Origin of the sequence: Flagellimonas marinaquae (assembly GCF_023716465.1) — a bacterium.
In the GTDB taxonomy this organism is placed as follows: domain Bacteria; phylum Bacteroidota; class Bacteroidia; order Flavobacteriales; family Flavobacteriaceae; genus Flagellimonas; species Flagellimonas alginolytica.
The window spans coordinates 1,731,770-1,751,399 of record NZ_CP092415.1 but is presented as its reverse complement, the minus strand read 5'-3'; the positions used below and the strand labels follow the sequence as shown (position 1 = coordinate 1,751,399).

20 protein-coding genes are annotated in these 19,630 nt (G+C 41.9%); 8 read left to right on the top strand and 12 right to left on the bottom strand.

Annotated elements, in window-relative coordinates; all coding sequences use genetic code 11:
- Positions 1-17: 17 nt before the first annotated feature.
- The 3 genes from MJO53_RS07920 (at position 18) to MJO53_RS07910 (ending at position 2,336) form a co-directional block, all read left to right on the top strand.
- Entirely contained in the window at positions 18-1,802 is a 1,785-nt protein-coding gene (locus MJO53_RS07920; protein ID WP_252081129.1) for a chloride channel protein, read from the top strand.
- Positions 1,799-2,059, top strand: a complete 261-nt coding sequence (locus MJO53_RS07915; RefSeq protein ID WP_224835801.1) for a hypothetical protein — start codon at positions 1,799-1,801, stop codon at positions 2,057-2,059. The genes MJO53_RS07920 and MJO53_RS07915 overlap by 4 nt, the downstream gene beginning before the upstream one ends.
- Positions 2,060-2,141: 82 nt before the next feature.
- The gene (locus MJO53_RS07910; protein ID WP_163624136.1) at positions 2,142-2,336 is read left to right on the top strand and encodes a cold-shock protein; all 195 of its coding nucleotides are present in this window, start codon (positions 2,142-2,144) and stop codon (positions 2,334-2,336) included.
- A 52-nt stretch (positions 2,337-2,388) separates the two neighbouring features.
- Here MJO53_RS07910 and MJO53_RS07905 read toward each other — a convergent pair whose 3' ends face one another.
- On the bottom strand, positions 2,389-2,838 hold the full coding sequence (locus MJO53_RS07905) for a nucleoside deaminase (RefSeq protein ID WP_252081128.1): 450 nt from the start codon (positions 2,836-2,838) through the stop codon (positions 2,389-2,391).
- Between the two features lie 83 nt (positions 2,839-2,921).
- Between MJO53_RS07905 and MJO53_RS07900 the strand changes: the two genes are divergently transcribed.
- Together MJO53_RS07900 and MJO53_RS07895 are read left to right on the top strand one after the other, a co-directional pair.
- A complete protein-coding gene (locus MJO53_RS07900) occupies positions 2,922-4,700 on the top strand; it encodes a 1-deoxy-D-xylulose-5-phosphate synthase (RefSeq protein ID WP_252081127.1) in 1,779 nt (592 codons plus the stop codon).
- The gene (locus tag MJO53_RS07895) at positions 4,691-5,749 is read left to right on the top strand and encodes a DUF3078 domain-containing protein (protein ID WP_224835804.1); all 1,059 of its coding nucleotides are present in this window, start codon (positions 4,691-4,693) and stop codon (positions 5,747-5,749) included. The genes MJO53_RS07900 and MJO53_RS07895 overlap by 10 nt, the downstream gene beginning before the upstream one ends.
- Here MJO53_RS07895 and dgt read toward each other — a convergent pair.
- The gene (gene dgt / locus MJO53_RS07890) at positions 5,746-7,104 is read right to left on the bottom strand and encodes a dGTP triphosphohydrolase (RefSeq protein WP_252081126.1); all 1,359 of its coding nucleotides are present in this window, start codon (positions 7,102-7,104) and stop codon (positions 5,746-5,748) included. The genes MJO53_RS07895 and dgt overlap by 4 nt on opposite strands.
- A 149-nt stretch (positions 7,105-7,253) precedes the next feature.
- Here dgt and MJO53_RS07885 point away from each other — a divergent pair, with 149 nt between their 5' ends.
- Complete coding sequence (locus tag MJO53_RS07885; RefSeq protein WP_252081125.1) at positions 7,254-9,527, top strand: inorganic phosphate transporter; 2,274 nt, start codon at positions 7,254-7,256, stop codon at positions 9,525-9,527.
- Positions 9,528-9,563: 36 nt separating this feature from the next.
- On the top strand, positions 9,564-10,283 hold the full coding sequence (locus tag MJO53_RS07880) for a DUF6503 family protein (RefSeq protein WP_252081124.1): 720 nt from the start codon (positions 9,564-9,566) through the stop codon (positions 10,281-10,283).
- A gap of 15 nt (positions 10,284-10,298) precedes the next feature.
- On the opposite strand, the gene nadD is transcribed toward MJO53_RS07880, so the two are convergent.
- The 6 genes from nadD to MJO53_RS07850 all read right to left on the bottom strand — a co-directional run bounded on the left by nadD (position 10,299) and on the right by MJO53_RS07850 (position 14,970).
- Positions 10,299-10,883, bottom strand: coding sequence for a nicotinate (nicotinamide) nucleotide adenylyltransferase (gene nadD / locus MJO53_RS07875; protein ID WP_224835808.1), 585 nt, complete (start codon positions 10,881-10,883; stop codon positions 10,299-10,301).
- A gap of 9 nt (positions 10,884-10,892) precedes the next feature.
- The gene (gene gmk, locus MJO53_RS07870) at positions 10,893-11,486 is read right to left on the bottom strand and encodes a guanylate kinase (RefSeq protein WP_224835809.1); all 594 of its coding nucleotides are present in this window, start codon (positions 11,484-11,486) and stop codon (positions 10,893-10,895) included.
- A complete protein-coding gene (locus MJO53_RS07865; protein WP_224835810.1) occupies positions 11,483-12,340 on the bottom strand; it encodes a YicC/YloC family endoribonuclease in 858 nt (285 codons plus the stop codon). The genes gmk and MJO53_RS07865 overlap by 4 nt, the downstream gene beginning before the upstream one ends.
- Positions 12,341-12,420: 80 nt before the next feature.
- Positions 12,421-13,176 carry a 3-keto-disaccharide hydrolase gene (locus tag MJO53_RS07860; RefSeq protein ID WP_252081123.1) on the bottom strand — a complete coding sequence of 252 codons (756 nt, stop codon included), beginning with the start codon at positions 13,174-13,176 and terminating at the stop codon, positions 12,421-12,423.
- Between the two features lies 1 nt (position 13,177).
- The gene (locus MJO53_RS07855) at positions 13,178-13,921 is read right to left on the bottom strand and encodes a 3-keto-disaccharide hydrolase (RefSeq protein WP_252081122.1); all 744 of its coding nucleotides are present in this window, start codon (positions 13,919-13,921) and stop codon (positions 13,178-13,180) included.
- Positions 13,918-14,970: a sugar phosphate isomerase/epimerase family protein gene (locus MJO53_RS07850; RefSeq protein ID WP_252081121.1), complete on the bottom strand. Its 1,053-nt coding sequence runs from the start codon at positions 14,968-14,970 to the stop codon at positions 13,918-13,920. Before MJO53_RS07850 ends, MJO53_RS07855 begins: the two co-directional genes overlap by 4 nt.
- A gap of 158 nt (positions 14,971-15,128) precedes the next feature.
- Between MJO53_RS07850 and MJO53_RS07845 the strand changes: the two genes are divergently transcribed.
- Positions 15,129-15,593: an ASCH domain-containing protein gene (locus MJO53_RS07845; RefSeq protein WP_252081120.1), complete on the top strand. Its 465-nt coding sequence runs from the start codon at positions 15,129-15,131 to the stop codon at positions 15,591-15,593.
- Positions 15,594-15,640: 47 nt separating this feature from the next.
- On the opposite strand, the gene MJO53_RS07840 is transcribed toward MJO53_RS07845, so the two are convergent.
- Genes MJO53_RS07840 through MJO53_RS07825 form a run of 4 tightly spaced genes read right to left on the bottom strand, consistent with a single transcriptional unit; the run spans position 15,641 to position 19,498 of the window.
- Positions 15,641-16,777, bottom strand: coding sequence for a Gfo/Idh/MocA family protein (locus MJO53_RS07840; RefSeq protein ID WP_224835815.1), 1,137 nt, complete (start codon positions 16,775-16,777; stop codon positions 15,641-15,643).
- Between the two features lie 8 nt (positions 16,778-16,785).
- Positions 16,786-18,015, bottom strand: coding sequence for a nucleoside permease (locus MJO53_RS07835; RefSeq protein ID WP_224835816.1), 1,230 nt, complete (start codon positions 18,013-18,015; stop codon positions 16,786-16,788).
- 20 nt (positions 18,016-18,035) lie between these two features.
- A complete protein-coding gene (locus tag MJO53_RS07830; protein WP_224835817.1) occupies positions 18,036-18,479 on the bottom strand; it encodes a DinB family protein in 444 nt (147 codons plus the stop codon).
- Between the two features lie 20 nt (positions 18,480-18,499).
- A complete protein-coding gene (locus tag MJO53_RS07825) occupies positions 18,500-19,498 on the bottom strand; it encodes a sugar phosphate isomerase/epimerase family protein (RefSeq protein ID WP_224835818.1) in 999 nt (332 codons plus the stop codon).
- Positions 19,499-19,630: the final 132 nt, after the last annotated feature.

The window sequence follows — 19,630 nt, the reverse complement described above, 5'->3', positions numbered from 1 at the left end:
TAGTATTATATACCTCAATGCCCTACAGCAACAAAAAACTGTATACCAAATTTCTTAAATGGCGATATAGAAATATCTCCAACAGGACCTTCATTCAAATAATGAGCCTGATCGTAGGTTTTTTGGCCGGACTGGTAGCGGTAACTGTAAAAAACTCCACCTACTTTATAGAATCGCTCTTAGAAAAAGGGATTGTCTCATCAGAAAATCAGTTGTATTTTATCCTTCCTATAATTGGCTTGACCTTGGTCTACCTCTATGTAAAGTTTGTGCATAAAGAGCCGTTACAGCATGCTGTTTCCTCCATTATTTTTTCACTTTCCAAGAAAAAAGGACTACTTGGGATCAAGGACATTTACACTCCCTTGATCACCGCACCGCTTACCGTTGGTTTTGGTGGGTCCGTGGGTTTGTTGGGACCGGCCGTAAAATCTGGGTCTGCGGTAAGTTCCAATTTGAGCCGATTGTTTCACATCGATGCCAAGACCCGAACACTTTTGGTAGCATGCGCTTCGGCAGGGGCCATTGCCTCAATTTTTCAATCACCTATTGCTGCCATCATTTTTGCCGTGGAAATCTTTACTTTGGATTTGACCATGATGTCCATGTTACCTTTATTACTGGCATCGATTTCTGGGGTATTGACCTCCTATTTCTTTTTAGGTAACGAAGTCTTGTTCAATTTCTCCCTTTCCGAGGGTTTTGAACTAAACGATACGGCATTTTATGTTCTTTTAGGGGTTGGCACGGGTGTGGCCTCCATATATTTCACCAAAATGTACTTTGCCATTCTATCCCTTTTTAAAAAATTGAAAAGTCCAAAATACAAGCTCTTGGTCGGTGGAGTGGCTATTGGGGTCATGCTTTACGCCATCCCCCCGCTCTATGGCGAGGGTTTTGGATTTATTAACAACCTGTTGGACGGCAATCATCAAAAAGCCCTTGGCACTACTCCTTTTGATGGTTTTACCCAAAATATTTGGATTGTAATCGCCCTACTTTTTGGGATAACCATTTTTAAGGCCATAGCCATGACCACTACCATAGCAGCAGGGGGTGCGGGAGGAGTTTTTATTCCCACAATGGTAATGGGAAGTGCTTTGGGAAATGCCGTAGCCAAAGTAATCAACAATTTAGGCCTGGGCTTTTCTGTATCGGAAAGCAATTTTACCCTAATTGGAATGGCAGGTCTTATTTCCGGTGTAATCCATGCTCCATTGACCGCCATTTTCCTTATCGCCGAAATAACCGGGGGATACCAGCTCTTTGTTCCCCTGATGATTACCGCGGCCATATCTTACTTGATTACAAAAAACGCACTGGATTACACCATTTACACCAAAGAATTGGCCAAGATAGGAGCGCTGTTGTCGCACAATAAAGATCAGATGGTTCTCGGGCTTATGGAAATGAACAATGTGATCGAAAAAAACTTTAGGCCCGTACATGCAGAAATGTCGTTGGGAGAAATGTTGCATCAATCGGTGTCCAAGTCCAAAAGAAACTTGTTTCCAGTATTGAACGATGATAGAAAATTGATTGGAATCATAGTCTTGGACGATATCCGTCCCATGATGTTCGACACCGAGATGTACGACACTGTTTTTGTTAAAAATTTGATGCATGCCCCGCCAGAGGTTATCTTTTACGAAACGGACAGCATGAAACAGGTTATGCAAAAATTTCAGCTAAGTGGCGCATGGAACCTTCCTGTCATTAAAAATGGCAGATACGAAGGTTTTATCTCAAAATCCAAACTGTTGACGGCGTATCGCAGAAAATTGATCAATTATTCCCAATGAAAATCAAGTTAAAACACATTATTTTTTTGATTATGTTGACCTCTTTGAGTTCAATTGCCTTCGGTCTTTCCCTCGAAGAAGGACATCCACAAGCGGCAAAGTATATAGGTGGAGGTACCGTTGGGCTCTTTTTGGTGGCCATGCCCCTATTCCTTTTTAAAGAGAGTAAGGGGAAAAACATGCAAGATTACATGCTCACCAAAGAAAATATTAAGAAAATGCAAGAAAAAGAGCGCAAATCATCTGAAAATCAATAATTTTCCGAATATTTAAAGTTCTTTTTACCCATTCACTCATAAAAAAAGTTACTTTCGTGTTTTAACATTTTATTTTTATTTAATGACTGGTACAGTAAAATTTTTCAATGAATCCAAAGGTTATGGGTTCATTACAAACGACGACACAGGAAAAGACATCTTTGTTCATGTTACAGCATTGAACGGAGTGGAACTGAACGAAGGCGACAAAGTAGAATACATCGAAGAAGAAGGAAGAAAAGGAGTGGTTGCAGCACAAGTGCAGGTAATCGGATAACAATATTTTATTTTGATTAGAATGTAAAACCCGGCGATGCCGGGTTTTTTTATCAGTTCAAATTTCTCCGCTGTATAAAAAAACGCTTTAGAAGTTCTGCCGACTCTTTCTCCAACACACCCCCTGACACAGCAGTTTTGGGATGCAGGTTGCCGCCCATTACACTATATCCGCGCTCTAGATCCGGAGCTCCGTAAACAACCTTGGATATTTGGCTCCAATACAGTGCTCCCGCGCACATTTGGCATGGTTCCAAAGTAACATAAAGCGTGCAGCCATGTAAATACTTGCCGCCCAAAAAATTGGAAGCTGCGGTTATGGCCTGCATCTCGGCATGCGCTGTAACATCCTTTAAGCGTTCCGTAAGGTTGTGCGCCCTTCCAATAATTCTATTCTCGATTACCACTACTGCTCCTACCGGTACTTCGCCATTTTCAAAGGCAATCTCGGCCTCTTGTATGGCTTTCTTCATAAAATAAGTATCGTCAAACGGATTTTCCACGAAATTTTAAGTCATTTTCAATAGATTGCTAAGCTACACATAAAATAATTTTAGGGATAATCGATACTTTTGTTTTTTATTCTTTGGAAACATTACTATCACATATCGATTCCCCTGCAGATCTCAAAAAGTTAGCTTTGGAAGAGCTGCCTAAACTCGCTCAGGAATTGAGGGAGTTTATTATTGACATTGTATCTACAAAGGAAGGGCATTTGGGGGCAAGTTTGGGTGTAGTGGAACTTACCATTGCACTGCACTATGTGTTCAACACCCCTCAGGATAAACTGATCTGGGACGTTGGACACCAAGCATACGGACATAAAATCCTAACGGGCAGAAAAGAGTTATTCGATACCAACCGCCAACTTGGTGGCATTAGCGGATTTCCAAAACGGAGCGAAAGTGAATTTGATGATTTTGGAACAGGCCATAGTTCCACGGCCATATCTGCCATTTTAGGCATGGCCATGGCATCAAAATTACAAGGACATACAAGGAAACAGCACATTGCGGTGGTCGGAGATGCATCCATAGCCAGCGGAATGGCTTTTGAAGGTTTAAACCATCTCGGGGTGACCGATGTAAATGCATTGATCGTTCTCAACGACAATGCTATCGGCATAGACCCCAGTGTTGGGGCCCTAAAAAAATACCTTACCAATGTTAAGGCAGGAAAGGCAAAGGACGAGAACATTTTTGAGTGCCTCAACCTCAACTATTCCGGCCCTGTGGATGGACACGATTTGCAAAAACTTGTTAAAGAACTGGAAAGACTAAAGCATGTAGATGGCCCAAAGTTGCTCCACATCATCACAACCAAAGGAAAGGGTCTAAAAAAGGCAGAAGAAGATCAGGTGGTCTACCATGCCCCTGGCAAGTTTGATAAAATAACAGGGGAACGCATCAAAAAACCTGAGGTAATTCAACCTCCAAAATATCAAGATGTGTTTGGCCACACTATTGTGGAATTGGCCCAAAAGAACAACAAAATAGTTGGAATTACCCCTGCAATGCCCAGTGGGAGTTCCCTAAAGTTTATGATGGACCAAATACCCGACCGAGCTTTTGATGTGGGTATTGCCGAACAACATGCTGTTACTTTGGCGGCCGGTATGGCAACCCAAGGGTTGATCCCGTTCTGCAATATTTACTCTACTTTTTTACAACGGGCCTATGATCAAGTGATCCACGATGTAGCCCTTCAAAAACTTCCGGTGGTTTTTTGCCTGGACCGAGCAGGCTTGGTAGGCCAGGATGGACCTACCCATCATGGTGTTTTTGATATTGCATATTTACGCTGCATCCCAAACCTTGTTATTTTTGCACCGCTCAACGAGCACGAGCTACGGGATATTATGTACACCGCACAACAAGGGCTGGAGCTTCCCATTGCAATAAGGTACCCCAGGGGGCGAGGTGCCATGATCGATTGGAAAAACCCAATGAAATCCATAAAAATCGGTACTGGCAAACAACTAAAGAAGGGCACCAAAATGGCAATACTTAGCGTGGGCCATATTGGGAACCAAGTTTCCGAACTAATCAAAAAATCAGGGAAACCGGAAGAGATCGGACATTACGATATGCGCTTTATCAAACCATTGGACAAACCATTGCTACAACATATTTTTGAAAACCATGAACACATAATTACCCTAGAAAATGGTGTCAAAATTGGCGGCTTTGGTTCTGCTGTGCTGGAAATTGCCAATGAAGAAAAGTATACAGGATCAATTAAGATTTTCGGCATTCCGGATTCTTTTATCGATCATGGAACCATTCCCGAAACCCTTAAATTGGCTGGTATAGATTTTGATGCCATACTTTCTTATATACAATCAACCTTAAACCCATGCGAATAAATTGTTTTTTAATCCTGTTCTTTGCCGTTTTTGTTACTTCCAATGCTCAGATCACACGTTTAAAGGCCTTTGAGCCAGATAGTACGGACTCCAATTTTAGAGTAGTTCGCATAAAGGATGTAAAGCTCAAATATCTGACCAGAAACGCTAAGCTAACAGACCCCAGAACCGTACTGAACCGGGTAAAACCTCTGAGTATTTGGTACAAGCGGTTCAAACCAACTTCTTTCTGGAAAAAGGTGAACAAATTTGGACTTAACATTAGTGAAGTTGCTTTTGTGAACTGGAATGCCGGAGGGGACAACTCGGTGTCGGCCTTGGCAAGTGCAGATTTTGCCCGGAACTATAAGTTCCGTTATCTGGATTGGAACAATGAGGTCCAGCTGCGCTATGGCATCAATGCACAAGAGGGCAGGAAACTCCGAAAAACAGACGATCAAATCCGCTTGTCCACCACCCTGAGTTTTAGAAAGGACACCATAACCAATTGGTACTACTCGGTAAAAGCAAACATGAGAACACAATTCTCCAACGGATATAAGTACCCGAACCGAGAGAACCCTATTTCAAGATTTATGTCCCCCGGTTACTTGTTTGTGGGTGTCGGTACATCCTACATACCGCCTCAGGACAAATTCAACCTTTATATTTCGCCCGCCACCATGAAATCCACTTTTGTTCTGGACGAAGCTCTTTCCAACCAAGGGGCGTTTGGTGTGGAAGAGGGAGAACACATTTTTTTGGAACTTGGTTTTTTGATCACCAATACATGGGAGACACAAATAGCTGAAAATGTTTTAATGAACCATCGCCTAAACCTGTACACGGATTATGTAAGAAGTTTTGGCAATATCGATGTGGACTGGGAACTTAATTTTAACCTTAAGGTCAACCAATACCTCAATGCCAACATTGGAACCCACCTTATTTTTGATGATGATATCAAATTCGACGAACAAATTGCCGAAGATGGCACAACAATAGACCCGGGCATACCCCGAATCCAGTTTAAACAACTACTTGGGGTTGGCCTACTCTATTCGTTTTAAATATGTCGGCCTGTCAACTTATCGTGAATGTGCACCGCTGCACTGTCGGACAAACTTGCAACAAAACAGCTGGTATCCAATAGGATTTTATAAAGTGATGCATCCGTATTGCGGTATTTCTCGGGCAAACTTGTTAAGAGCAGTCGGTCATAATTCGTATCCTGGCCCTCTTTAACATTGATCAAAGCCGTTGTGTACGTATCCAGTAAATCGGAAATAATGCGATACCCGGCCAACTCTTTATCCACCACTTCTGTGGACTGATAGATTTTTTCGACGCTCAATTTAATAATATCGGTAACTTGAGCGGTATATTTTCCTTTATCGAGCAATGATACATTGAACTCCCCGTTCAATATTTTATCCTCATTTTTTACAAAAACATCCACGGCGTCCCCGATCAGTGTACTTATCGCAAGAGCCCTTAAATAACTCAAACGGTCGCTCGAGGTGGTCATTGCATTATATTTCTTCGTGTTGATGTTGTCCTTCACCAAATTGATAAGATACTCCAGGGCATACTCTTCCGGAATCAATCCTAAGTTAATGCCATCTTCAAAATCGATTATGGTATAGCAGATATCATCAGCCGCTTCTACCAAATAAGTCAAAGGGTGTCTTAAAAAACCTGTTTCCGGGTGGTCAGGGTTGGGCAAAAGGCCAATTTCTTCCACAAGTTCATGGAAAAAGGCTTTCTCCGATTGAAAAAAGCCAAATTTTTTGTCCACGATGTTCTTGGACGGTCTTTTGGGCAATGATCCTTTTGGGTATTTAATAAAGGCACCCAAAGTCGCATAACTCAAACGAAGCCCCCCGGGCACACCGTCCCTGGACTCTGTCAATAATTTAAAACCATTGGCATTTCCCTCAAAATCGATAAGATCTTGATACTCCTCTGCAGAAAGAACATCTCGAAATTGCTTCCCTTTGCCCTGTTTAAAATAATTGCCGATAGCTTTTTCCCCACTATGCCCAAATGGCGGATTCCCTATATCGTGGGCCAAGGCAGCTGCGGCAACAATTGCACCAAAATCATTAAATTGATAACCGTGGATTTCGGTCAAAAAAGGATACTTTGCCAAAATTTGCTGTCCAGCACTTCGGCCAAGACTTCTTCCCACAACAGAAACTTCCATACTGTGTGTAAGCCGGGTATGTACAAAGTTTTTTTGCGAACCAACGGCGATCGGCATCGGAAACACTTGTGTCTTATCCTGTAAACTTCTAAAAGCCGACGAAAAAATAATCCGATCGTAATCCACCTCGAACCCCAATCGGGTCTCATTCTGTTCCTTTCTAAGCCTTTTACCTTTGTCTCCGAATCGTTTTAAAGAGAGTAATTGCTCCCAATCCATTGGTCCATTATTTGTTAGCGAAGATAAATCAAAAGATGAACCTAGGCCCTACACTGGAAAAATATTGATATTTTTAGGAGCGTATTTGGTAACATTTTGTTAACCTCATTGCCGAATTATAATGGCATTTTTGCCATATTTCTTAAAGAATGGGAGAGAATATTTACATTTTCATGGTTGTGGCCCTTGGCATATTGGCCATAACCGATTTGGTAGTGGGCGTAAGCAACGATGCGGTTAACTTTTTGAACTCGGCAATCGGGTCCAAAGCGATATCTTTTAGGACCATTATGATCGTTGCCAGTGTTGGTATAGCGTTTGGCGCAATGTCTTCCAGTGGAATGATGGAAGTGGCCCGAAAGGGGATATTTAACCCCGGTGAGTTCGTTTTCGAAGAAATCATGTTCATTTTTATGGCCGTAATGATTACGGACATTCTACTATTGGATTTTTTCAACACCTTGGGAATGCCCACATCTACGACCGTTTCCATTGTATTTGAGCTTTTGGGGGCCTCTGTAGCCATCTCCTTGATAAAAATCGCCGATACCCAAGGAGGCTTTTCGGATTTGGCCACATATATAAACACAGATAAGGCGGCGGAAATTATTTTTGGGATTCTCCTTTCCGTTTTTATTGCATTTACCATAGGTGCCCTGGTTCAGTTTGTATCGAGAGCCTTGATTTCTTTTAAATTTCAGAACAAATCCAAGTGGGTAGAGTCTATATTTGGCGGCCTTGCGATTACGGCCATTGTATATTTTATTTTGGTAAAAGGACTGAAGAGCGCTGCCCTTTTTGACGGAGCAATTTCTGAGTTTGTGGCAACCCAGCCCCTTGCTTTCTTGGCCGGAAATTTTGCATTCTGGACGATTTTATCGTTCATCGTGGCAAGTTTTTTAAGATGGAACATATACCGCATCGTAATAGGTTTTGGAACATTTGCCCTGGCAATGGCCTTTGCTGGCAACGATTTGGTAAATTTTATCGGTGTACCTATTGCTGCACTTCAATCGTACCAAGATTGGCAGGCTTCTGGTATAACTGCAACGGAATTTAATATGCGCGGACTAGCCTCTGCCGTGCAGACCCCAACAATGCTATTGTTGTTATCCGGCGCTGTAATGGTAATTACGCTCTGGTTTTCCTCCAAAGCAAAAGGAGTTGTAAAAACCAGTGTCGACTTGGCCAGGCAAGATGAGGGCGACGAACGTTTTCAGCCCAATTATCTGTCTAGACAAATAGTGAAATTCAGTATCGTGGCTTTTGAAAACGTATCAAAAATTGTTCCTCCATCTCTTCAATCAAAATTGAACAAACAGTTTGTATTGCCACAAACCTATGTTCCAAAAAGCAAAACCCAGGAGCTGCCAGCATTCGATTTGGTAAGGGCTTCGGTCAACCTAATGGTGGCCAGTGTACTTATTTCCATCGCCACGTCCATGAAATTGCCCTTGTCCACCACCTATGTTACCTTTATGGTGGCCATGGGTACATCCTTGGCCGATAGGGCATGGGGTGCAGAAAGTGCCGTATATCGCGTTGCCGGAGTATTGAACGTTATCGGTGGTTGGTTTTTTACCGCCCTTAGTGCATTTACGGCCGCAGCGATAATCGCTTACCTGTTGTTTATAGGAAAATTTGTTTCGCTCGTTATTATGTTGATGTTGGCAGCGGTCATTTTACTGCGCAACTATATCTCGCACAACAAAAAGACCAAAGAAATAAAGGCCGAAGATAGTTTACGACGTGCCGAAAGCAGTTCCATCCAAGGAGTTATAGAGGAAAGTGCAACCAACATTGCCAACGTTGTAAAGCGCAGCAACCGTATTTACTCGAACTGTATTCGAGGGTTGTCCAAACATGATTTGGACTTTTTGAAAAAGAACAAAAAACAAAGTAACAAACTCTCTTCAGAAATAGACGGTCTTAGAAACGATACATTCTACTTTATCAAAAACCTGGATGAAGCGCATGTGGGCGCGAGTAACTTTTACATTAATGTGATGGATCTTCTAACGGATATGTCACAGTCCCTCGAATACATCGGCAAGGTGAGTTACAACCACGTTAACAACAACCACAAAAAATTAAAATACAACCAGATAAAGGAACTCAAAGAGATAGATAATTATCTGGAAAAAATATTCAACAGCACGGAAAAAGCATTTGTGGATCGCTCCTTTGAGCAAATTGGAGATGTGCTTCAATCCAAAAACGAGATCAATGAAATGGTTTCGCAAAAGATAAATAGGCAGGTTTCCCGAACAAGGACGGAAGAATCGAGCCCAAAGAACACCACACTATATTTTTCTTTGTTGCTGGAAAGCAGGGACCTGATCACTTCTATGATGGAATTACTGGAACTCTATTATGCAGAGCACGATAGTTCCGTAAAACCAGCAACTATACCAAAGAAATAAATTCGGTATCTTACAACATCTATAAATTGTAAAGATATGATCAAATATTTCTTTTCTCTTATGGCAGTTGGCCTATTGGGCCTTGCGCCATTGCACTCACAATCCCTTTCTGCAAAAGAAGTTTTGGAAAAGGCCATTTCATTTCATGATCCAGATGGTACCTGGGCCAACCTAAAAACATCGTTCAAAGTAGTTATGGAAACTCCGGAGCGACCTAAACGCACAAGTGTGATTTCCGTGGATTTCCCCAAACAGGAGTTTGTCTTGGATGTTACCCAAGATGGTGATCATTACTCATATATTTTAAAAAACGGGTCCTGCGAAATCATATTTAACGAGAGCAAAGAGTTTACCAAGAAAGAAGCCGAAAAGTATCGCCTGACCTGCGAACGGGGAACCATGATGAAGGATTACTACACTTACCTATACGGCCTTCCCATGAAGTTGAACGACCCAGGCACCCACCTAGATCCCGTGGTCCAACAAAAAACCTTCAAGAATAAAAAATATGTGGTTTTAAAGGCCACTTACGATGCCGAAGTTGGCAAAGACACTTGGTACTTTTATTTTGACCCTTCCACTTACGCCATGGAGGTATATCAATTTTTTCACGATGAAACCAAAAACGACGGAGAGTACATTCTTTTAGAAGGCCTAGCGGAAGTAAATGGCATCAAAATGCCAAAAACGAGGGCATGGTACATGAACAAGGACGATAAGTATTTAGGAACCGACACTTTGGAAAAAATACAATAAACAGTTCGTGTTTTTTTATCTGTAAAAGTTCATCTCGTCCATATATTTCCACACCGGTTCGGGCAGCATTGGACGAATATTTTTTCCCTGATTATGGGCCTTTCGAATAAAAGTGGACGATATTTCCATTATCGGCGCACTGACCTTGGTGATTTTGGGGTGATCCTCAAATTGATGGGCCATCTCGCCCGTAGAAATGCGCGGGTAAACATGGATCGAGTATTGCTCCAATATGGCTTCATAATTTTTCCATTTGTGGAAACTTTTCAGATTGTCTTCGCCCATGATCAATGAAAACGCATAATCCGGGCCATATTTGTCTTCCAGATGGGCCAAGGTATCGGAAGTATAGTTGGGCTGGGGCAAATCAAACTCAATTGTACTGGGTTTGAGCCTGGGATAATCCTGTACAGCTTCGTACACCATTTGGAACCGGTGATTGTTGTCCAAAAGCGATTGCTTTACCTTAAATGGACTTTGCGGGGTTATAACAAACCAAACCTCATCCAAATCGGAAAACTCCACTAAATGGTTGGCTATGATCAAATGACCAATATGTATCGGGTTAAAGGTTCCAAAAAAGAGCCCTACCTGTTTCATACGTCAATCTTATTTTGAATCGGGATTCTTGGCCCCAACAAAATCGGCGACCAATTTGTGGGCTTCGTCGAGAGCTACATCCAGATCATAGTTTTTAATAATCTTATCAAACTGAGGGGCGGTTGCCAATTCTACCGACGCTTTGGCAATTCTCATATTGATCTTATCGTCACTCTCCGTGCTGCGCTTTTTAAGTCTGATCTTTAGCTCATCCACACTGGGAGGCTTCACAAAAACGGCCAGGGTCTTGTCCGGAAATTTCTTTTTGATCCTTAGCCCGCCAGAAACATCGATATCAAATATTACATTCTTGCCTTCTGCCCACAAACGTTCCACTTCACTTTTTAAAGTCCCATAAAAATTGTCGCGGTACACTTCTTCCCATTCCAAAAAATCGCCATCCTTAATGTGTCGCTTAAATTGGGAAACGGACATAAAGTAGTAGTTGACCCCATTTTTTTCCTTGCCCCTGCGCGGGCGCGAGGTTGCGGAAATGGAAAAGGCCAAGTTGAGTTCCGGCTGATTCAACAAATGTTTTACAATGGTAGTTTTACCACTTCCCGATGGGGCCGAAAATATGATGAGTTTACCACCTTCTGTCATAGCACATTGAGCATTTGTTCTTTTATCTTTTCCAATTCGTCCTTCATTTGGACCACCAATTGTTGCATGGGTGCAAAATTGGCCTTGGATCCTATGGTATTGATTTCCCTTCCTATTTCTTGTGAGATGAACCCTAGTTTTTTGCCATTGGATTCTTTGGAATTCAGGGTGGTTTCAAAATATTTTAAATGGTTCGCCAAACGTACCTTTTCTTCGGTAATGTCGTACTTTTCCAAATAATAGATGAGTTCTTGTTCAAATCTATTCGCATCCAATTCCACCTTAAGGTCGGCCACAGCTTTCTCCAAACGTTCCCGTATCGTAGCCAACCTATCTGGGTCCATGCTTTTTACAGCATCCAAAAGTTCGTTAAGTTTTTTTAATCGCTCTACAAAATCCTGCTCCAAAACCTTGCCTTCCTCATTGCGGAACTCCACTATTTTGGATAAGGCCTCGTCCATTGCTTTTTTAATGGCCTCGTACTCTTCGGCATCGATGTCGTCTTTATCGGTTTTAAGGGTGTCGGGCATACGTAACGCCATTTCCAACAGTTTAATGTCATCTCCTTGGGCTATTGCGGCCAATTGCTCCATATACTTTTTAACCACACCCTTGTTAACTTCTGCCGTAGTCTCCTCACCGGTTATTTCCACATAAAGGCTAAAATCCACTTTACCCCTGTTTAGGGCACTGGCAATCATTTTACGTAATTCCAGCTCCTTTTCCCTATAAAACTGTGGAAGCCTGGCATTAATATCCAGATTTTTGCTGTTGAGCGATTTAAGCTCTATTGTAATTTTTTTTGAAGGAAGCTGAACTACGTGCTTCCCAAAGCCTGTCATGGATTGAATCATATACGTATGATTAAATTTTGCCAAAGGTAACCAAAATAGATTTTGACCTTTGAAGATTCTAAATTATGGCCCCTTGGAAACTACTCCAGTTCCCTGACCCAAATATTACGGTAGCTCACCCTGCTATTGTCCCCATGGTCCTGAAGCCTAAGAGGGCCCTTGCCATGTGGTGGATTCTTGGGCCAACCAATATATGGCGTTGTGCCTTTGATCTCCACATGGTCCTGGATCAACACACCATTGTGGATAACGGTAATGGTACCTGATTTTATTTTTTGTCCTTTTTCGAACACTGGTGCATGATAAATTATATCGTAGGTGTTCCATTCGCCAGATGGGACCGATGCCATGGCCAAGGGCACATGCTGTTTATAAATGGAGCCCACTTGACCATTTACATAGGTGTCGTTGTTATTGTTGTCCAATACTTGAACTTCATAGATTCCATTTAAGAAAACACCGCTATTACCTCGGTTTTGTCCATCCATTTGCACTACTGCTGGGGATTTCCACTCAATATGAAGTTGAATGCTCCCAAAATTTTGTTTGGTCTGAATATCTCCCGTCTTGTCCTTTACGGTCATGCTGCTATCTCCGTTCAAGAGCCATTTGGCATCCGTGCTATCCCTGGAACTTATCCAATTTTTAAAAGATGTCCCATCAAAAAGTACGATGGCATCACTTGGAGGAGCTCCTGCTTTGCCCGGAATTACCTTTGGCGGCACTGGTTCATATATCTCCGTTTCCTCGGGAGTGGTTGGCTCTATGTCCTGGGACCAAGTCCATCCACTAAACAAGATGGCCAAAAGCAATGGAACAATTTTTAATTTATACATATTATAATGCTTTGATCTTTATGTTTTTATAGGACACCCTGTCCCCATGATCTTGTAAACCGATTTTTCCAGTCCTGTAAGCGCCAAAACCTTCCCAATCTGCAAATTTTGAGGATGCGACCATTTTGTCCCAATCCGGCCCATGCACTGGAAACTCCACTATTTTTGTTCCATTCAATACTACATGTCCTTTATTGGTCTTATGGTTCACCATTAATTCAAACGTATTCCATTCACCGGCTGGCTTGGTTACATGCTGGGTAGGCGAAACCATATCGTACAAAGCTCCTGCCATACGATTTTCCCCATTTTGGGCATCAGGATGTCTTTCATTGTCCAACACTTGTATTTCTGGTCCTGTTAAATAGGGCTGGGCGTATTTTTCATCTTCTGAAACACCCCAAAAAATCCCACTATTTCCCCCTTCGGCAATTTTCCATTCCATAGTTAAAATAAAATCCGTAAACTCAGCATCACTAACCAGATTAAAAGACGCTCCTTCTTCCCTGTTTTCCGGTGGGTAGAACACCATGGCCCCATCTTCCAATTTCCATGGCTCGGTAACTGGTCCGCCATTATAGTAATGCCAACCTTCGAATGAACTTCCGTCGAATAGGGTAACCCACTCATTTTCGGCTTCTTTCACAATCTCGATCACTTCTTCTTTTTCTTCCTTATTTTCCTTTGGGTTTTCTTTACAGGCAACGCCAATGGCCAGTAATGCCAACATCAAAGCTCTTTTCATAGTCCAAGTATTTTTTTCAATTTTTCCTTATCCACATCTGCTCCGGCAAAATCATCAAAGGTTTTGGTTGTTGCCTCTATTATATGATCTTGAATAAATTTAGCGCCTTCGCGCGCTCCTTGTTCCGGGCTTTTAATACAGCATTCCCATTCCATAACGGCCCAAACATCGCAGCCATATTGGGTAAGTTTGGAGAAAATGGTCTTAAAATCGATCTGTCCATCCCCTAGGGACCTGTATCTCCCTGCTCTGTCTCCCCAATCGTTGAAACCGCCAAATGCTCCCTTTTTACCTGTTGGGTTAAATTCCGAATCCTTTACGTGAAAGGATTTGATGAACTCATGATAATGATCGATATACGCAATATAATCCAGTTGTTGCAAAACAAAGTGACTTGGATCATAAAGTATGTTTACGCGCTTATGGTTTCCCGTAGCTTCCAAAAATCTTTCAAAAGTATCCCCATCGTGAAGGTCTTCTCCGGGATGAATCTCGTAACAGACATCCACGCCCTCTTCATCAAAATGATCGAGGATGGGCTTCCATCGATTGGCGAGCTCTTCAAAACCCATTTCCACCAATCCGGCAGGACGCTGTGGCCACGGGTGGGCGGTATGCCAAAGCAATGAGCCCGAAAAAGTGGCATGGACGTTAAGTCCGAGCCTACGGCTTGCTGTTGCCGCTTTTTTAACCGTTTCAACTGCCCATTTGGTTCGTTCTTTCGGTTTTCCGTGCAGTTCCTTGGGAGCAAAATTATCGAACATAATATCGTATGCAGGATGAACAGCCACCAATTGTCCCTGCAAGTGGGTGGAAAGTTCGGTGATCTCCAATCCGTAGGAATTAATTTTTCCCTTGAGCTCATCGCAATAATCCTGACTTTCTGCTGCTTGGTCCAAATCTATAAGAAATGATTCCCAAGTTGGTATTTGAATGCCCTTGTAACCAAGGTCGGAGGCCCACTTGCACATTCCATCCAAGGTATTGAAAGGAGGTTGACTGTCCACAAATTGAGCCAAGAACACAGCTGGTCCTTTGATTGTCTTCATTGAATTTAATTTTAAGGAATTAGGAAGTCCCAATCAAATTGGGATTTATCTTCTATATTTAAGAAAAAAACTATGCTATTTTTACACCTCATGTAGCAAAACATAAATATAGGAATTCATATACAATTAAAATAGCTTACCGCTTATAAAAACCACATATGGAAAATGCTTCTGCCCGCAATTTATGGGGCGATTTTTTAGATGCCCATTTGGAGTTTGCCTCCCAAGATGCTCCAAAAGTGATACATTTTTGTGATAATGAACAAGATGCCAATACTTGTGCAGATCTTGTTTGCAAAGAAACCAAAAGAGCCACCTCACATTCCTTAATAGGTTTACAGCTCCGCAACGAAAATTTACCTAAAATCGGAGATTTTTATGTGGTTACGGATTGGGACGGGAATGCCAAATGTATTGTTCGCACCACTGGGGTAAAACTGCTCCCTTATTTTAGTATTAGAGAAGAACACGCCCGTTTGGAAGGTGAAGGGGATAAAAGTCTGGAACATTGGAAAAAGACCCATTGGGACTACTACACCCGCGAATTGGCCAAATTTGGCACAACTCCAAAGGAAAGCATGATCATTGTGTTCGAGCAATTTGAAATGCTATATAAAAAATAATGGCCGTCCATTGGACAGCCATTATATCTATTATTTTGGGTTCTGGATCAATCCATATCTACCCAAACATTTCCATTCTTGTGTGAAGCAACGGTGTTTTCTATAAAATTTAGGCCACGCACACCATCTATTATGGTCGGAAATTCTCCGTTGTTATAGGCTTCTCCACGAATTGCCTTGGCCACGCCCAAATATATGTTCGCCATGGCATCAAAAATTCCTTCTGGGTGGCCTGGTGGCAATTTTGTACCGCCCAAAGAGAGTTCGGAATTGTACCCATGTCCTGGCTTGTATACTTGCAAAGGTTCTGGATCATTTAATTTATATAGGTAGTTAGGGTTCTCCTGCTCCCATTTTAAACCTCCTTTTTCACCATAAACGGCAATAGTTAAGTTATTTTCTTCCCCAGTGGCCACCTGACTTGCCCTAATGACGCCTTTTACATTCTTATCCATTCGTATTAAAGCGGTTCCATCCATGTCCATTTGGTTATCGTCGTACAAATAATTGAAATCGCACAATAGAGATCTAACCCTTAATCCGGTGGTGTACTCGACCATATTAAAGGCATGTACTCCAATGTCTCCCATACAAGAACTAATCCCTGCCTTTTTAGGGTCCAAGCGCCAAACGGTGGCGCGCTTTTCTTTATCATGGATTATCGGGTTCATCCAGCCTTGATAATATTGGGCATCCACTTTGTGAACTTTTCCAATTACCCCTTCTTTGATCATCTCCCTCATTTGGCGCACCATTGGGTATCCGGTATAGGTATGGGTCACGGCAAATACGGTACCGGCCCTTACTTGGGTTTCCTGTAATATTTTGGCTTCTTCGTAAGTGGTGGTCATTGGTTTTTCACAGATTACGTTGAAACCATTGTCCAACAATTTCTTGGCCATTGGGAAATGTAAAAAATTTGGGGTTAGAATGGAACAGACCTGAATACGTTCGTCTTCCGGCAGTTTCATTTCCTCTTCCACCAAGGTATCGAAATCCTTATAAATTCGATTCGTTGGAATATCTATCTCTTTTGCGAACGCTAGACTATCTTCCAGTTCGGGGGTAAATACGGCCCCAACGATTTCATAATTATCATTTATAAAAGAGGCTACGCGGTGCAAAACTCCGATAAGGGAGTCGCCGCCCCCACCAAGAATTCCAAGTCTTATTTTTTTAGGCATGTTTTTTATTATGATTTATATTCTACTTTTTCATTTTTAAATACCAACGCAAACAGCACAAATACCACGGCTGCAAATATTGCTGGGTAAATCCAGATGTTTTGCCAAACATGGCTTCCGTCTTCCAATAAATAGGAGTCCGTAATTTTTCCTGCTATCCAAAACCCTATCAACATCCCCACTCCATAAGTGGCCAAGGTGATCAGGCCTTGAGCTGCACTCTTATATTTTTCGCCCGCTTTGGTATCGGTGTAGATCTGGCCGGACACAAAGAAAAAATCGTAACAAATTCCGTGAAGTGCTATCCCCAAAATCAACATAAATGCCAAATCGCCTGCATTACCATATGCAAAGAGCAAATAACGTACAGTCCAGGCCAACATTCCGACCAATATGGTCTTTTTAAAGCCAAATCTTGTAAAGAACAGTGGCAATAATAGCATGAAAAGCACTTCGGAAGCTTGCCCAATGGTCATTTTTCCGGTCGGATTGTCCAATCCGATCTCGGTGAGGAATGGATTGGCGTTTTGATAGTAAAAGGCCAATGGGATACAAATCAATACCGAGGCAATAAAGAAAACCAAAAAGTTTTTATCCTTCAACAATTTCAAGGCATCGAGCCCCAACACATCGGTTATGGTGACTTTTTCGGTCTTGTCCACTCTTGGCGGTGTTTTGGGCAAGGTAAAGCTGAACAACCCCAATATTGCCGATGCTATGGCTACCATTAAAAAAGTGTTTTTCAGCATTCCAGCGGACAAACTCTCGGGTGAATCCCACAGAAAAACATAACTGATCACCAATCCCGCAACTATCCAGCCAATGGTTCCAAACACCCTAATCGGCGAGAATTCCTTGGCAGGATCTTTCATTTGATTAAATGAAATGGAATTGACCAATGCCAAAGTCGGCATGTACAAGATCATATAGCCCAAAACATATGGATAGAACACGGAGAATTCCGTGGTCTGATACATTTGGTACATTAAAAATGCCCCTATTAGGTGCAAAATGCCCAAAATCCGTTCAGCATTAAAATATCGGTCTGCGATCAACCCAATAATAAAAGGAGCTATTATGGCACCCCAAGATTGAGTGGAAAACGCCTGGGCGATCTCCCCGCCGCTAGCTTTTAAATTGGTTCCCAAAAAAGTTCCCAGTGTTACAAACCATCCGCCCCAAATAAAAAATTCGAGGAACATCATAAAGGACAGTTGAAATTTGGTCTTAAAATTCATGTTGTGTAATTAGTTAGTTGTTATCGTTTGTAGTGTATATAATCCAAAGGTTCCGGAGCTATACCAGCCTTTCTCCATTCCATCATAATTTGACCGCGATGGTGGGTGGAATGATTGATAATATGAAAAAGAATATCCTTTACCTCGTTAGAAAAGTGAACTTGTTGGCTGTTCACATATTCAACACGTTTTTCAAAGGTATCCGTATTGGAAATAATTTCAAAAGAGGTCTTTTGATTTTCGTAATGGATTTCTTCCCATAGTACCATATCATGTTGATCCCAAACATCGAACTTTACTTCCGAACCAAGTAATCTCTGGTTCCAAATATGGTGCGCATTGAGTATGTGACTAAAAAGTCTAATGCAGTCGCCAGAAACTTTTTCCCGACCACTGCATTGCTCGATAATTTTTTTGTTACAATAAAAATTGTAATCGAAGAGCTGCTGTAAAAACCCCTTCATTTGATGCTATTGTGTTCGTTTTACTGCACTATTCTCTCCAAGAGCCTTTTGGTTGCCAAAATCCCTTCTTCTTCGCTCAGGTCGGAGCCTTCATATTCTACTCCAACAAAACCTTCGTATCCGGATTCCAGGACAATCTCCATGATCCGTGGATAATCCACTCTGGTCTCGTTGCCTTCTTCATCAAAACTATAGGATTTGGCGCTTACACCTTTTGCATAAGGCATGAGTTCTTTGGTTCCCTTATAACGATCGTATTCTTCCAAGCATTTGGACGAATAGTAGTCGCCGGCCTCTCTTTTGATACAAAAATTACCAAAATCTGGCAGTGTGCCGCAGTTTTCCATACCCACCTTCTCCATTACCTCGGCCAACAATGCACCGTTCGAAGATGGGCCGCCATGGTTTTCCACAATAATATTGATGTTCTTTTCCTTGGCATAGCCTGCCAATTGCTTAAGTCCTTCAACAGAGGCCGGAATCCAAACTTCGGGCTCCATGCTCCCATTTAGGTTAACACGAATGGAATGACAGCCCAATGCTGCGGCCGCATCTACCCATTTGTAATGGTTTTCCACAGCTTCTGTTCTTTTAGTTTCGTCTTCCACTGCAATATCCCCTTGGCCGTCCACCATGATCAAAAGGTTCCGAAGCCCATATTTTTCACTTTCTGCCTTGCTTTTTTCCACCCAATTGTTCATCGCTTCTTCCGAAAAATTGGCCGCCTGCAATTCTTTGTAATATAGGCCGCTTACATACTCCAGTCCTTCAAAGCCCCAGTTGCTCGCCTTTTCTGCAAAAGAGTATGGGTCCACTCCTTCTTCAAGAATCATTTTGTGCATGGACCATTGGGCCAATGAGAGTTTAATTTCCGGTTTGGACTCCTCTGCAACTTCTTGCTCTGTTACTTTTTCTGCTTCGGATTCTTTTTTTTGATTTTCCTTACAGGAAGAAAATCCTAAAAAAACAACAAAAATTAGGGTTACGATACTTTTTTGGGTTAATCTACGTCTGTTCATATTTTTATGTTGGTTAATTTCTTTCAGAATCCAAAAACTACAACGTTATAGTGCTGAATTCTCAATAAACATAGGGATTAAATGTAGAAAATTAATTTAATAATTAATACATTTAGCAAATAAACAATCCGA

Bases quoted from the DNA above. Each gene is read 5' to 3' on its own strand.
- MJO53_RS07895 (WP_224835804.1), top strand. From the start codon at position 4,691: ATGCGAATAAATTGTTTTTTAATCCTGTTCTTTGCCGTTTTTGTTACT.
- MJO53_RS07920 (WP_252081129.1), top strand. From the start codon at position 18: ATGCCCTACAGCAACAAAAAACTGTATACCAAATTTCTTAAATGGCGA.
- MJO53_RS07840 (WP_224835815.1), bottom strand. From the start codon at position 16,777: ATGCCTAAAAAAATAAGACTTGGAATTCTTGGTGGGGGCGGCGACTCC.
- nadD (WP_224835808.1), bottom strand. From the start codon at position 10,883: ATGAAACAGGTAGGGCTCTTTTTTGGAACCTTTAACCCGATACATATT.
- MJO53_RS07880 (WP_252081124.1), top strand. From the start codon at position 9,564: ATGATCAAATATTTCTTTTCTCTTATGGCAGTTGGCCTATTGGGCCTT.
- MJO53_RS07865 (WP_224835810.1), bottom strand. From the start codon at position 12,340: ATGATTCAATCCATGACAGGCTTTGGGAAGCACGTAGTTCAGCTTCCT.
- MJO53_RS07855 (WP_252081122.1), bottom strand. From the start codon at position 13,921: ATGAAAAGAGCTTTGATGTTGGCATTACTGGCCATTGGCGTTGCCTGT.
- MJO53_RS07845 (WP_252081120.1), top strand. From the start codon at position 15,129: ATGGAAAATGCTTCTGCCCGCAATTTATGGGGCGATTTTTTAGATGCC.
- MJO53_RS07885 (WP_252081125.1), top strand. From the start codon at position 7,254: ATGGGAGAGAATATTTACATTTTCATGGTTGTGGCCCTTGGCATATTG.
- MJO53_RS07910 (WP_163624136.1), top strand. From the start codon at position 2,142: ATGACTGGTACAGTAAAATTTTTCAATGAATCCAAAGGTTATGGGTTC.
- MJO53_RS07915 (WP_224835801.1), top strand. From the start codon at position 1,799: ATGAAAATCAAGTTAAAACACATTATTTTTTTGATTATGTTGACCTCT.
- MJO53_RS07860 (WP_252081123.1), bottom strand. From the start codon at position 13,176: ATGTATAAATTAAAAATTGTTCCATTGCTTTTGGCCATCTTGTTTAGT.
- gmk (WP_224835809.1), bottom strand. From the start codon at position 11,486: ATGACAGAAGGTGGTAAACTCATCATATTTTCGGCCCCATCGGGAAGT.
- MJO53_RS07835 (WP_224835816.1), bottom strand. From the start codon at position 18,015: ATGAATTTTAAGACCAAATTTCAACTGTCCTTTATGATGTTCCTCGAA.
- MJO53_RS07825 (WP_224835818.1), bottom strand. From the start codon at position 19,498: ATGAACAGACGTAGATTAACCCAAAAAAGTATCGTAACCCTAATTTTT.
- dgt (WP_252081126.1), bottom strand. From the start codon at position 7,104: ATGGATTGGGAGCAATTACTCTCTTTAAAACGATTCGGAGACAAAGGT.
- MJO53_RS07830 (WP_224835817.1), bottom strand. From the start codon at position 18,479: ATGAAGGGGTTTTTACAGCAGCTCTTCGATTACAATTTTTATTGTAAC.
- MJO53_RS07850 (WP_252081121.1), bottom strand. From the start codon at position 14,970: ATGAAGACAATCAAAGGACCAGCTGTGTTCTTGGCTCAATTTGTGGAC.